Here is a 12803-nt window from a genome sequence, read left to right as displayed (position 1 = left end):
GGCGTGGCAAACAACTACTAGGAGGCTTCGTGTCCTACCTGCTTCGTGTGATCCTGCCCGATCGACCCGGCAGCCTCGGCATGTTGGCGCTGGCGCTCGCCGAGGTGGGCGCGGACATACTCTCCCTCGATGTGGTCGAGCGCGGCGGCGGCTACGCCGTTGACGACATTGTCGTGGAGATGCCCAACGGCGCGCTGCCGGACACCCTCATCACCGCGGCAGAGGCGCTCGACGACACGTATGTCGACGCCGTGCGCCCCTTCACCGGATCCCTGGACACCCACCTGGAGTTGGCGCTGATCGATGCGGTCGCCGTCGCCCGCCACGACCGCCTACAGGTGCTCGCCAACGGCCTGCCCCGCGCGCTGCAGGTGCACTGGGCGGTGGTGATCGACGGGGCAGACGGGACGGCCGCGCACCTCGCCGCCAGTTCCGGCACCCCAGAGACCTGGCCGAGCGAGCCCCTCGGCGTCCACTGCTCCAGGCCCGTGGCCCTCGACTCAGAGGCCGAGTGGCTGCCTGAGTCCTGGCGGCAGAGCGATATCCAGCTGGCGGCCGCGCCCCTCGGCGATAGCGGCCGCATCCTGCTGCTCGGCCGCAACGGCGATCCCCAGTTCCGCCCGGCGGAGATCGCCCGCCTCGGCTACGTCAGCGGGATCTTGGCGACGGTGCTGAAGTAGGTCCTGCCCTATCTCGCGGCCTCGCTGATCCATCGTGACCTCGCTGACGTTGCAACGGGGGCGAGGTCACGATGCGTCAGCGAGACGGGAGCGGCGGCCGGGCTCAGAGCTCGCGGACCAGCACCTGCAGGTCGACGCCGGCGATCGGCGACCACGCCCGCTCCGGGGCCAGCTCGAAGCCACACGCGTCGTAGATCCGCCGGGCGGAGACCATGTTGGGCTGCGTCGACATCACCACCCGTTGCCGGCCCCGTGCGCGGCCCAGGTCCAGCACATGCCGCACCAGCGCGGCGCCCACCCCGAGGCCCCGGCCGGCGGGGGCGACGCCGAGCATCCGGAACTCGAGTTCACCCTCGCGGGCCACGTCGGCGTATGGCCCGCCCGCCTCGCTGACGGTGACCGAGCCGACCGGCACCCCGTCCTGCAATGCGACCCACAGCTCGGCGACATCCGCCCGGTCGGCGGCGTCGGCCAGCCGGGATCGGTACGGATCGGCGGCGGGCACGAACTCCGCGTAAGCGGCGACGGTCTGCTCCCCGACCACAGCAATCTCCGCTGGCCGGGCAAGGCGAATCTCGATCATTCGGCAGCGGGCTCTTCCGTCGCGGGGTCCTTCGTGGCAATGTCCTCCGCGGCGGCGAACGCCCCCGGACCCGCGGCCAACAGCAGTCGGAAACCGTCTGCGTCAAGGATTTTCAGGCCCAGCTCTGCGGCCTTGTCGGCCTTGGATCCCGGGGCGTCGCCGACGACGACGAACGCCGTCTTCTTCGACACCGAGGACGCGGAGCGCCCGCCACGGGAGACGATGGCCTCCTTCGCCTCGTCGCGCGTGAAGCCCTCGACCGCGCCGGTGACGACGATCGAGAGGCCCTCGAGGTTCCGCTCGACGCTCTCGTCGCGCTCGTCCTCCATGCGCACGCCGGCCCGGTCCCACTTGTCGACTATCTCGCGGTGCCAGTCCACCTCGAACCACTCCGTGACGGCTTGGGCGATAATTCCGCCGACGCCCTCGGTCGCCGCGAGCCGCTCGAGGTCCGCCGTGCGGATCGCCTCGAGGCTGCCGAACTCGGTGGCCAGGCCCCGGGCCGCGGTGGGGCCGACATGGCGGATCGACAGCGAGACCAGCACCCGCCACAGCGGCTGCGACTTCGCGCGCTCGAGGTTCTCGATCAGCTTCTTGCCGTTCTGGCTTAAAGCTCCCTTGTTGGTGCGGAACAGCTCGACGGGCTTGAGGTCGTCCTCGGTGAGCGCGAACAGGTCGCCCTCGTCCTGGATCGCCCCAGCCTGTAGCAGCGCCGCGCCCGCCTCCATGCCGAGCGCCTCGATGTCGAAGCCGCCGCGGCCTGCCAGGTGGAAGAGCCGCTCGCGCAGTTGGGCCGGGCAGTGCCGCTGGTTGGGGCAGCGGATGTCGATATCGCCCTCCTTGCCCGGGGCCAGGACGAAGCCGCATTCAGGGCAGTGGGTGGACATGATGAAGGGCCGCTCGTCGCCGGTGCGGGCGTCGGCCACCGGGGCCAGCACCTCGGGGATGACGTCGCCGGCCTTGCGCAGCACCACCATGTCCCCGATCCGCACGCCTTTGCGCTCGACCTCGGACGCGTTGTGCAGGGTGGCCATCTCCACCGTCGAGCCCGCGACCAGCACGGGGGCCATCTGCGCGAACGGAGTGACGCGGCCGGTGCGGCCCACGCCCACGCGCACGTCGACCAGCCGGGTGTTGACCTCCTCCGGCGGGTACTTCAGGGCGATGGCCCAGCGGGGGGCGCGGGAGGTGACGCCCAGCTCGTCGTGCAGAGCCATCTCGTCGACCTTCACGACGAAGCCGTCGATCTCGTGCTCCACATCGTGCCGGTGCTCGCCCCAGTACGCGGCGCGCTCGAGAACCTTCTCGGCGCCATGCACGCGGGCCGTGTGCGTCGAGACCGGCAGCCCCCACGCCGCGAGCGCCTCATAGGCGTGGAATTGCGAGTCGGGGGTGAAGCCGACACTGTGGCCAAATCCGTGGCAGATCATGCCGAGCTTGCGGCTCGCCGTGACGCGCGGATCCTTCTGGCGCAGGGAGCCGGCGGCGGAGTTGCGGGGGTTCGCAAACGGGTCCTTGCCCTCGGCGACCAGAGAGGCGTTGAGGTCCTCGAAGTCGGTGAGCCGGAAGAAGATCTCGCCGCGCACCTCGAGGACCGCGGGGATCGGGAAGCCGTCGGCTGGGGTGAGCTGGTCCGGGATATCGGTGATGGTGCGCGCATTGAGGGTGACGTCCTCCCCCACCCGGCCATCGCCGCGGGTGCCAGCCGACGCGAGCCTGCCATTCCGGTAGACAAGGTCGATGGCGACGCCGTCGATCTTGACCTCGCAGAGAAAGTGCAGAGACTTGCCCACCTGGGACTCGATCTTGCCGACCCAGCCGGCGAGGTCCTCCGTCGAGAAGACGTTGTCGAGGCTGAGCATCCGCTCAAGGTGCTCCACGGGCGCGAACTCCGTGACGAAGCCGCCGCCGACCAGCTGGGTGGGCGAGTCCGGCGTCCGCAACTCGGGGTACTGGTCCTCGAGGGTCTCCAGACTTTGCAGCAGCGCGTCGAACTCGCCGTCGGAGATCGTGGGCGCGGCCTTCGTGTAGTAGCGGAACTGGTGCCCACGCACCTCCTCCGCCAACAGCTGCCAGCGCTCACGGACGTCTGCGGGGGTCTGACCGGAATCACTCACCCGGCAAGATTATCCGATCCCGCGGCACCCTTGGTTCACAGCGCGTCCGGGTCCCCCGCGAACTCTGCGGCGATCCGAGTCGCCAGGGCCACTGCCCGACGCGCCCACTGCGGGTCTGCCCCGGCCAGGCCGCACGCGGGCGTCACCATAATCTGGGCGGCCAGGATCTCGCGGGGAAAGCCCAGATGGTCGACGAGCCGCAGCGCGGGGTCGGCCAGCTCGCGCCAGTCGGGCTCGCGCGCCGGGACCCAATCGCCGGTCTTCTCGTCGAGCTCGAGCGGCGCGGTCGACGGCACCAGCCCCAGGGCCAGCGCGCGGCCGGACTGCAGCCACTCGCCGAGGTGGTCGAAGTCACGCTGCCGCACGGTCGTCACGTCGAGGAACAGGGCCTGAATTTCACTGCGCCGCAACAGCTCCAGCGGCATCTTGTCACCGCAGCAGTGCACACCGACGGGCACCGCGGCGGCATCCGTAATGATCTGGATGAGCTCTAGCGCCTCAGGGCCGGGGATCTCACGGACGGGGTCGAAGCGGCTGGGGCCCGGGATCGCGCCGGCCAGCGCGGCGGGCAGCTGCGGCTCGTCGAGCTGGAGCACCACGTCCACGCCGAGGCGGCGGCGCAGGTCCGCGAGATGTCCGCGCACGCCCTCCGCCAGGGAGTCCGTGAGGTCGCGGACCGCGCCGCGATCGGTGAGGACGCGACGGCCGTTGCGCAGCTCAAGCTCCGCGGCCAGCGTCACGGGACCCGCCAGCTGCGCCTTGACTGTCCGCTCAGAGCCGAGGAGGCCCTTCTTGTCCCAGACCTCCTCCATGATGTCGAGGTCGCGGGTCAGGTGCGCCTGCGCGCGCCGGCCCACGCTGCTGGGTCGGTCCGACAGCTTGTAGCCGGTGGTGGAGATGTCGATGGGCAGGTCCACCAAGAGCGCGGCGGTGCGGCCGATCAGGTCCGCCCCGAGGCCTCGCCCGGGCAGCTCCACCAGGTGCGAGAGGACCTCGAACTCGCCTGCCACGATCGCGGCCGCCTCGTGCGCGTCCTCGCCCGGCCAGGAGCCGATGCCGGTGGCCGTGCCGCCGGGAAAACTTTTGTCTGCCAAGGTTATTGCGCTCCGGAGATAGTGCCGCTGCCGAGCACCACGTCGCCGGCTTCGGCGTCGGGCCGGTAGAGCACCGCGGCCTGCCCGCGCGCGACACCGGTCAGCGGCTCGGATAGTTCCAGGTGCAGTTCGCCATCTCGCAGCTCGGCGCGGGCCGGTGAGAGCCCGCCGTGGGCGCGGACCTGCACGATGCAATCAAACGGCTCCGTCGGCTCCGCGATGGAGCACCATTTCGGGTCACGGGCGGTGATCGAGCGGATCTGCAGATCCTCGATGGGCCCCACCGTCACTGTGCCCGTGGCGGACTCGATGCCAGTGACGTAGCGCGGCTGACCGTCCGCCGCGGGGCCCTCGATGCCGAGGCCCTTGCGCTGGCCGATCGTAAAGCCGTGGACGCCGTCGTGCTCGGCGAGGACCGCGCCGGAGCTCGAGTCCACGACGGCGCCCGGCCGGATGCCGATCTTCGCGCCGAGGAACGCCTTTGTGTCGCCGGTGGGGATGAAGCAGATGTCGTGGCTGTCGGGCTTGTTCGCGACGGCCAGGCCCCGAGCGGCGGCCTCCTCGCGGATAGCGGGCTTGGGAGTGTCGCCGATGGGGAACATCGCCCGCGAGAGCTGCTCGGCTGTGAGCACGCCCAGGACGTAGGACTGGTCCTTGTCCGGATCGACGGCCCGGCGCAGCACGCCGTCCTCAAGCCTGGCGTAGTGCCCGGTGGCGATCGCGTCGAAGCCCAGCGCCATCGCCCGGTCCGCGAGCGCGGTGAACTTGATCTTCTCGTTGCAGCGCAGGCACGGGTTGGGGGTCTCGCCGGCGGCGTAGGACTCGACGAAATCGTCGATCACGTCCTCCTTGAACCGCTCCGCGAAGTCCCAGACGTAAAACGGGATGCCGAGCATGTCCGCCGCCCGCTGCGCGTCGCCCGCGTCCTCCTTGGAGCAGCAGCCGCGCGAGCCGGTGCGCAGGGTGCCCGGCGCCGTGGACAGCGCGAGGTGCACGCCCACGACGTCGTGCCCGGCCTCAACCGCGCGCGCCGCCGCCACCGCGGAGTCGACGCCGCCACTCATCGCCGCCAACACCCTCATCGTGACATTCCCTTCGCAAGTTCCTGATTCAATCGTCCGCCGCCCGCCATGCCCGCCGCCCGTGAGCGCGCCAGCACCTGTGGCAGCGCCGCCAAGAGCCGGTCCACCTCTTCCGTGGTGGAGGTGTGTCCCAGTGAGAAGCGCAGCGCGCCGCGCGCCACCGATGGGTCCACGCCCATGGCGATCAGCACGTGGCTGGCCTGCGGCACCCCGGCGGTGCACGCCGATCCCGTGGAGCATTCGACGCCAGCCGCATCGAGCAGCATCAGCAGCGAGTCGCCCTCACAGCCCGGGAATGTGAAGTGCGCGTTGCCGGGCAGTCGGTCGCCGCCGCCGTTCAAGATCGCGTCGGGCGCAAGCTCCTGGACCCCGTCGATCAGACGGTCCCGCAGCGTCGCCAATTCCCGTCCCCGCGTGGGCTCCTCGGCGACAGCCTCCGCCAGAGAGACAGCCATCCCCACCAGCGCGGCCACATCGGCGGTGCCGGAGCGCACGTCCCGCTCATGCCCGCCGCCGTGCAGCAGCGGCACGCACACGACATCGCGGCGCAGCAGCAGCGCGCCCACGCCATGCGGTCCGCCGAACTTGTGCGCGGTCAGGCTCAGTGCGGACAGCCCCGGGATGGTGAAATCCACCGGCACCTGCCCGACGGCCTGAATCGCGTCGGTGTGCAGCGGCACGTCAAATTCGGCGGCGATAGCGGCGATATCGAGGATGGGCATGACCGTGCCGATCTCGTTGTTGGCCCACATCACGGTGACCAGCGCGACATGGCCGCGGTGGCGCTCGAGTTCCGCGCGCAGCACCTCCGGCCGCACCCGCCCCGTCGAGTCCACGGGCAGCCAGCTGACCTCCGCGCCCTCGTGTGCCACCAGCCATTCGACGGCGTCGAGCACAGCGTGGTGCTCTGTCGCCCCCGCGATGATCCGGGTGTGCGCCGGGTCCGCGTCGCGCCGGGCCCAGAAGATGCCCTTGACCGCAAGGTTGTCGGACTCGGTGCCGCCACCGGTGAAGATGACCTCCGAGGGCCGCGCGCCGAGCAGCGCCGCGATCGCCTCGCGCGACTCCTCGACCCGGCGGCGCGCCGCGCGGCCGGAGCCATGCAGGGACGACGCGTTGCCGACGGTGGTGAACACCTCGGTCATCGCGTCGATCGCGCTACGGCGCATCGGGGTGGTCGCGGCGTGATCTAGATAGGCCGGGTTGGATTGGGGCGAAATCATGGTCCAGCCAGGATAGCCGTGGTACCGCCAAGCGCCACCGTGGGCCGGGTTCGACTCAGGCGACGGCTGCGAGGCTAGTCACCTGACGGGTCTCCCGCACCGCCTCCTCACACCGCCGGGCGAGGTCGCGCCGGCAAAGCCCAGGCTCCTCCAGCGGGGCCAGCCGCACCCTGGCGACTATCCCGCGTTGGCGCAGCGACCGAAGGATCGACGCGCCCATCGTCTCCGCGCCCACGAAGCAGGGGCCCGTGCACAGCTCGCCGCGCTCGTCCTCATACCGGATCCCGACGGGCTGCGCCGGGCACTGCGCGTCGACCGCCGCCTGGAACATCGCCGGCCGCAACCTGCCGTAGGCCCGCCCGCACCAGGTGGTGGCCTCCGGGAAGGCGGCGACAATCTGACCTGCCGCGAGCCGGTCCCGCACCACGCCGACGGTGTCCGGGAGTGCCCGCAGATTCGCCCGGTCGATGGGGATGATCCGCATCCGCCGGGCCAGCCTCCCGAGCAGCCCCCAGTCCAGCATGTCCGCGCGGGCGACGAAGCTCGACGGCGCGACGGCCGAGAGCACCAGCACGTCGATCCACGACACGTGCCCGGCCACCATCAGCACCCCGCCCGGCTCCCGCTGAAGACGCTCGTCTTGCACCTGGGCCCGCACCCCCAGACAGCGCAGGACCGTGCGCGCATAGCGCTGCCGCATCGTCAGAGAACGGGTCGCCAGAATCGGCGCTGTCAGCACCGCAAGGCCGATCACCGCGGCCCTCGCCGTCGTTGCGCCCATACCGACCGTCGGGGCCTGCGGGGGCAGACACCCTGCGTCGCACGGGCTTGTCGGGACCCAGCTCATGCCGCCTCCACCTTCGATGCGGCCGAGCGCAGCCGGTCCAGATAGCGGCGGTTCGCCCCGGCCAGGCTCTGGAGCGCGAAGAAGTCCGCCACCCCGAAGTCCGGGTCGTGAGCAGGCTCGCCGCAGATTGTCGCGCCCATCCGCAGGTATCCGCGCAGCAGTGGAGGTATTTGCGGCCGCGGCGAGGCGCTGATGTCGTCGAGCGCACGACCATCGATCACCACCGGGTTGCGGGGCACGACGCGCTGGCCGGCTGGGTTCGCATGCTTGGCCAGTGCGAAGTCCCGCACCGCCCGGACATTCGCAGCCGGCTCTTGGCCCAGGGGCCCAGCGATCGGCACCGACACGGCCCCCATCACCTGGCTATGGCCGGCAAGCTCCAGGTAGGCAAGGATGCCAGACCACATCATTGACAGCACCGTGCCGCTGCGGTGGGCGGGGGCGACGACCGCCCGCCCCATCTCGACGATCCGGTTATGTGCCGGGTCCAGCGCGCTGAGATCGAACTCGGTGGCGGTGTAGTAGCCGCCAGCGGCGACGGCGGCGTCGGGCGGGAGCATCCGGTAGCAGCCGACGATCTCGTCGGTGGCGTTCTCCCGCACCAGGATGTGATCGCAGAACTCGTCATAGTGGTCCGCGTCCAGCGCGTCCGCAGAATGCGGGATCGTGAAGCCCGGCTCGCTGGCGAAGACCTGGTAGCGGAGTCGCTGGGCCGCCTCGCGGTGGACGCGGTCTGCGGAGACCAGCAGGGAGTAGCGCGGCTGCGGGCGCTCGATGTGAAGGATGGGTTGATGACATTCGATGACCTGCGAAGTTGTCATACGCAAGGTCTATCAACCGCACAAGGCGCGACAAAGACGCTGCGGTGGCCAATGCGTGCAGTTTCGGTGAACATCCGCCGGGCCCTCCTTCGCTGCCCCTCACGCCCTCCTCGCGCCCTCCCATCCGCAGGCCTTCTCGCGATACGCAGCCCCTGCAGAGGCTGCGTTCTACCAGTAGGACTGCGAGCTGGTCAATCCCCTCAATGCGCACTGTGCATAGCCGGAAGAACTGTCCACAGGGCAACTGTTTCGGACCCAATTCCGTCGGCCTCTGCGGCCATCATCGATCCATGGCAACCAATGAGCATGAACGCCCCCTGCCACGCGTCCAGGCGCTGGCACACGGCTACACGGACGGCGACCTGCGGAGGATGCAATCCCGCGATGGCTGGACCAGGCTCCGTCGCGGCCACTATTTGTCCCCCGAACTCGAGGAGCGATTAACAGCGCATTCCCGGCACCGACTGCTCGTCGAGGCGACGGTGCCTCGCCTTGCCCGGGACGCCGTCGTCAGCCACCAATCCGCGGCGGTGCTGCACGGGGTCACCGTCTGGCAGACTCCGCTAAACCGTGTCCATGTCACAAGGAGCGATGTCTCCGCTGGCCGGCGCACCAATCGCTCCCACCTGCATGTCGCGCCCATCCCGCCCGGCGAGACCGTGCGCATCGGCAACATCCAGGCGGTGTCGCTGGCCAGGACCATCGCCGACCTAGCCCGGACGCTGCCCTTCGAACAAGCAGTCGTCGCCGGGGACCATGCGTGCCACCGACTCGGCCTGACCCCTCCAGAAGTCACCAGCAGCCTTCTGCACCTTCGTGGGCGGCAAGGCGTCTCACGGGGTCTGAGCACCGTCACCTTCCTCGACGGGCGCAGCGAGAGCCCCGGCGAATCCCGCAGCAGAGTGATACTCAGCCAGCTCGGCCTACCCGTCTTCGACCTGCAATTCGAGGTACGCGACGGGCGCGGCAACCTCGTGGGTCGTAGCGATTTCGCACTACCTGGACACCAGGTGCTTGGAGAGTTCGACGGCAAAGTCAAGTACGGCCGATACCTGCGTCCAGGGCAGACCGCCGGCGACGCGGTGTTCGAGGAGAAGCGGCGTGAGGACCGGCTCCGAGACCTCGGCTGGCAGGTGGTTCGTTGGACCTGGGGCGATCTCGCGCATCCACAGGCCATCGCCGACCGGTTCGCCCGCGCCATCGACCGTGCGGCCACATCGCGCTAGATCCGGCTGGCTCCACCCCGTCAGCGCAGCAGGCCCCGGCCATGTCGCCCGCCGCGAGGCCAACCGTCGACCCCAGCGCCAACCGTCCGCAAAGTCGCAGCCCTTCGTGTGTGCCGCATGCGTTACAACACATGCGGCACACACGAAGGGCTGCGGAATTCAGGGCGCAGCGACGGGAAGGCATGCGGGCACAGGGATTACCGCCACATGTCAGTCGCAGAGAGACAAATCCGGCCCCGCTCCACAACGGGAACGGGGCCGGATAGGCGCTAAGGATCTAGCCGCGGTGCTTCTTGACCGCTTCGGTCAGCTGCGGGGCGACGTTGAACAGGTCGCCGACGATGCCGTAGTCCGCGATCTCGAAGATCGGGGCCTCTTCGTCCTTGTTGATGGCGACGATGGTCTTCGACGTCTGCATGCCCGCGCGGTGCTGGATCGCGCCGGAGATGCCCAGGGCGATGTACAGCTGCGGGGAGACCGTCTTACCGGTCTGGCCCACCTGGAACTGGCCACCGTAGTAGCCGGAGTCCACGGCGGCACGCGAAGCGCCCACCGCTGCGCCGAGCGCGTCGGCGAGAGGCTCGATAACCGTCGTGAAGCCCTCTTCGGACGCGACGCCGCGGCCACCGGAGACCACGATGGTGGCCTCGGTCAGGTCGGGGCGGTTGCCGCCGACGATCGGGTGGCGCGCCGTGATGGTGCAGGCGTTCTCGGCGGGCTCGGGGACCTCGACGGCCACCCGCTCTGCCGCGCCGGCCTCCGGGAGCGCCTCGACGGCGCCCGGGCGGACGGTGATGACGGGGACGTCGCCGTTGGCCTTCGCATCGACGGTGAACGCGCCACCGAAGATCGAGTGCACCGCGGAGCCGTCGGCCTTGACCTCGATAACGTCGCCGAGCAAGCCGGAGCCGATACGCGCGGCCAGGCGGCCGGCGATCTCCTTGCCCTCGACGCTGGCCGGGATCAGGATCGCGGCGGGGGCGGCGGACTCGCTGAGCTCAGCGAGGACATCGACCTTCGGGGTCACAAGGACACCGTCGATGGCGGCCGACTCTGCGGCGTAAACCTTGGCGGCGCCGGCCGCGGCCAGCGCGTCCTGCAGCGCGTCGGCGGTGCCGGCGGGGCCGGTCACCACGGCGGACGGCTCGCCCAGTGTGCGGGCGGCGGTGATCAGCTCAATGCTGACCTTCTTCAGGGCGCCCTCTGCGTGCTCAACGAGCACAAGTACCTCTGCCATGTCTTCAAATCTCCAGTTCTGGTCTAGTGGTCTCGAGGGGCGATCAGATGATCTTCTGGCTGACGAGGTACTTGGCGATGTCATCGCCACCGTTGCCCTCGTCCGCGATCTTCTCGCCTGCGGTGCGCGGCGGCTTCGCGACAGACGCGGTGACCGTGGTCATCGCGTTCGCGACACCGACCGTCTCGGCCTCGACGCCGATATCAGCCAGGGTGAGCGTCTGAACTTCCTTCTTCTTCGCGGCCATAATGCCCTTGAAGGAGGGGAAGCGCGGCTCGTTGATCTTCTCGGTGACGCTCACGATCGCGGGCAGCGGCGCAACCAAATCGAACGTGCCCTCGTCGGTCTCGCGCACGCCGGAGATCGACTCGCCCTCGACTTTGAGCTCGCGCATGTGGGTGAGCATGGGGATGCCCAGGTACTCGGCGATGATGGCCGGGACCGCGCCGGAGCGACCGTCCGTGGCCTCGTTGCCGGCGATGATGAGCTCAACGCCCTCGATCTGACCGATCGCCGCGGCGAGCGCGTACGAGGTCTGGATCGCGTCGGACCCGTGCAGCGCAGGGTCGTTGAGGTGGACGGCCTTGTCGGCGCCCATCGACAGCGCCTTGCGGATTGCGTCCGTCGCGCGATCGGGGCCGGCGGTGAGCACGGTGACCTCGCCGCCCTGCGCCTCCTTGATCTGGAGGGCCTCTTCGACCGCACGCTCGTTGATCTCATCGAGCACCGCATCCGCGGCCTCGCGATCGAGGGTGAAGTCACCGTCGGTCAACTTACGCTCGGACCATGTGTCCGGAACCTGCTTGATCAGTACGACAATGTTTGGCATGGGTCTACTCCGACCTCCTGTGGTGTCTGCGGTCACCCTCGCGCCGCATCGCGGAACGCCTGTGCTTATGACTTGGGGGTGGCACTTTCCTTGCTAGTTCTAGCGCATGTATACCGTCTGCCGCTAGCCAACCCCTCCCCACATGTTACTCGTCAGTAACATTTACGCCACCCCACGGCAGGTGTCGACCGCCACAATAACCCGCGATCGACCTGCGAAATCACCCGTTGGCGTGCACCTGGGGCAACTTGCAGACGCTCGACCCACTAGCGTGCAACAGGTGACCGACTCAACAGACGCCGCCACCCCGCTCCCCCTCACCGGCGAGCGCACCGTCCCGGGCATCCCCGAGGAGAACTACTGGTTCCGCCGCCACGAGGTGGTGTACCTGGACCTTCTTGGGCACTGCGACGGGAAGGTCGTCGTCGACGCCGGGTTCGGCGAGGGCTACGGCGCGGACCTGATCTCCCGCACGGCCACCCATGTGATCGGCGTGGACTATGACGCCTCCGCCGCCGCCCACGTTGCCCGCCGCTACCCGTCGGTCTCGGTGCTTCGCGGGAACCTCGCGACGCTGCCGCTCGCCAGCAGCAGTGTTGACGCGGTGGTGAACTTCCAGGTGATCGAGCACCTCTGGGACCAGAAGCAGTTCCTCGACGAGTGCTTCCGCATTCTCAAGCCTGGCGGAAAGCTGCTGATCTCCACCCCGAACCGCATCACGTTCTCCCCCGGCCGCGACACCCCGCTGAACCCGTTCCACACCCGCGAGCTCTCCGCCGCGGAGATGACGGAGCTGCTCACCGACTCCCAGTTCGTGGTCGAGTCGATGACCGGCGTGCACCACGGGCCCCGGCTGAAGGAGCTCGACGCGAAACACGGCGGCTCCATCATCGACGCGCAGATCGAACGTGCCCTGGCCGGCGAGCCCTGGCCCGCCGAGCTCACCGCCGACGTCGCCGCGATCTCCACCGCCGACTTCGACCTCATCGGGGCGGATATCGATGCGAGCCTGGACCTGGTCGCCATCGCGGTGAAGCCGTGACCGACCAATATGAGGTGACCGA

12 protein-coding genes are annotated in these 12803 nt (G+C 69.4%); 3 read left to right on the top strand and 9 right to left on the bottom strand.

Annotated elements, in window-relative coordinates; genetic code table 11:
- Positions 1-29 precede the first annotated feature (29 nt).
- Positions 30-680, top strand: coding sequence for an ACT domain-containing protein (locus TBIF_RS20600; RefSeq protein WP_024796631.1), 651 nt, complete (start codon positions 30-32; stop codon positions 678-680).
- Positions 681-783: 103 nt separating this feature from the next.
- On the opposite strand, the gene TBIF_RS20595 is transcribed toward TBIF_RS20600, so the two are convergent.
- From TBIF_RS20595 to TBIF_RS20565, 7 genes are all read right to left on the bottom strand, one after another.
- Complete coding sequence (locus TBIF_RS20595; RefSeq protein ID WP_024796630.1) at positions 784-1263, bottom strand: GNAT family N-acetyltransferase; 480 nt, start codon at positions 1261-1263, stop codon at positions 784-786.
- Positions 1260-3380, bottom strand: a complete 2121-nt coding sequence (gene ligA / locus TBIF_RS20590) for an NAD-dependent DNA ligase LigA (protein WP_024796629.1) — start codon at positions 3378-3380, stop codon at positions 1260-1262. Before ligA ends, TBIF_RS20595 begins: the two co-directional genes overlap by 4 nt.
- 35 nt (positions 3381-3415) lie before the next feature.
- Positions 3416-4474: a methionine synthase gene (locus TBIF_RS20585; RefSeq protein ID WP_024796628.1), complete on the bottom strand. Its 1059-nt coding sequence runs from the start codon at positions 4472-4474 to the stop codon at positions 3416-3418.
- 2 nt (positions 4475-4476) lie between these two features.
- Entirely contained in the window at positions 4477-5556 is a 1080-nt protein-coding gene (gene mnmA, locus TBIF_RS20580; RefSeq protein WP_024796627.1) for a tRNA 2-thiouridine(34) synthase MnmA, read from the bottom strand.
- The gene (locus TBIF_RS20575; RefSeq protein ID WP_024796626.1) at positions 5553-6779 is read right to left on the bottom strand and encodes a cysteine desulfurase family protein; all 1227 of its coding nucleotides are present in this window, start codon (positions 6777-6779) and stop codon (positions 5553-5555) included. The genes mnmA and TBIF_RS20575 overlap by 4 nt, the downstream gene beginning before the upstream one ends.
- 55 nt (positions 6780-6834) lie before the next feature.
- Positions 6835-7560 carry a lysophospholipid acyltransferase family protein gene (locus TBIF_RS24110; protein WP_235174908.1) on the bottom strand — a complete coding sequence of 242 codons (726 nt, stop codon included), beginning with the start codon at positions 7558-7560 and terminating at the stop codon, positions 6835-6837.
- A 62-nt stretch (positions 7561-7622) separates the two neighbouring features.
- On the bottom strand, positions 7623-8447 hold the full coding sequence (locus TBIF_RS20565) for a GNAT family N-acetyltransferase (protein ID WP_024796625.1): 825 nt from the start codon (positions 8445-8447) through the stop codon (positions 7623-7625).
- 290 nt (positions 8448-8737) lie between these two features.
- Here TBIF_RS20565 and TBIF_RS20560 point away from each other — a divergent pair, with 290 nt between their 5' ends.
- Positions 8738-9673: a hypothetical protein gene (locus TBIF_RS20560; RefSeq protein WP_024796624.1), complete on the top strand. Its 936-nt coding sequence runs from the start codon at positions 8738-8740 to the stop codon at positions 9671-9673.
- A 277-nt stretch (positions 9674-9950) separates the two neighbouring features.
- On the opposite strand, the gene TBIF_RS20555 is transcribed toward TBIF_RS20560, so the two are convergent.
- Positions 9951-10910 (bottom strand): electron transfer flavoprotein subunit alpha/FixB family protein, encoded by a 960-nt coding sequence (locus tag TBIF_RS20555; RefSeq protein WP_024796623.1) that lies wholly within the window; start codon positions 10908-10910, stop codon positions 9951-9953.
- Between the two features lie 43 nt (positions 10911-10953).
- Complete coding sequence (locus TBIF_RS20550; RefSeq protein WP_024796622.1) at positions 10954-11739, bottom strand: electron transfer flavoprotein subunit beta/FixA family protein; 786 nt, start codon at positions 11737-11739, stop codon at positions 10954-10956.
- Between the two features lie 271 nt (positions 11740-12010).
- Between TBIF_RS20550 and TBIF_RS20545 the strand changes: the two genes are divergently transcribed.
- Positions 12011-12781 (top strand): class I SAM-dependent methyltransferase, encoded by a 771-nt coding sequence (locus tag TBIF_RS20545; protein ID WP_051461684.1) that lies wholly within the window; start codon positions 12011-12013, stop codon positions 12779-12781.
- Positions 12782-12803 lie beyond the last annotated feature (22 nt).

It is taken from the genome of Tomitella biformata AHU 1821 (assembly GCF_000524475.1).
Lineage (GTDB): Bacteria > Actinomycetota > Actinomycetes > Mycobacteriales > Mycobacteriaceae > Tomitella > Tomitella biformata.
This window is presented reverse-complemented; position numbering and strand designations above follow the sequence as displayed.

Bases quoted from the DNA above. Each gene is read 5' to 3' on its own strand.
- TBIF_RS20565 (WP_024796625.1), bottom strand. From the start codon at position 8,447: ATGACAACTTCGCAGGTCATCGAATGTCATCAACCCATCCTTCACATC.
- TBIF_RS20555 (WP_024796623.1), bottom strand. From the start codon at position 10,910: ATGGCAGAGGTACTTGTGCTCGTTGAGCACGCAGAGGGCGCCCTGAAG.
- mnmA (WP_024796627.1), bottom strand. From the start codon at position 5,556: ATGAGGGTGTTGGCGGCGATGAGTGGCGGCGTCGACTCCGCGGTGGCG.
- TBIF_RS20550 (WP_024796622.1), bottom strand. From the start codon at position 11,739: ATGCCAAACATTGTCGTACTGATCAAGCAGGTTCCGGACACATGGTCC.
- TBIF_RS20560 (WP_024796624.1), top strand. From the start codon at position 8,738: ATGGCAACCAATGAGCATGAACGCCCCCTGCCACGCGTCCAGGCGCTG.
- TBIF_RS24110 (WP_235174908.1), bottom strand. From the start codon at position 7,560: ATGGGCGCAACGACGGCGAGGGCCGCGGTGATCGGCCTTGCGGTGCTG.
- TBIF_RS20595 (WP_024796630.1), bottom strand. From the start codon at position 1,263: ATGATCGAGATTCGCCTTGCCCGGCCAGCGGAGATTGCTGTGGTCGGG.
- TBIF_RS20575 (WP_024796626.1), bottom strand. From the start codon at position 6,779: ATGATTTCGCCCCAATCCAACCCGGCCTATCTAGATCACGCCGCGACC.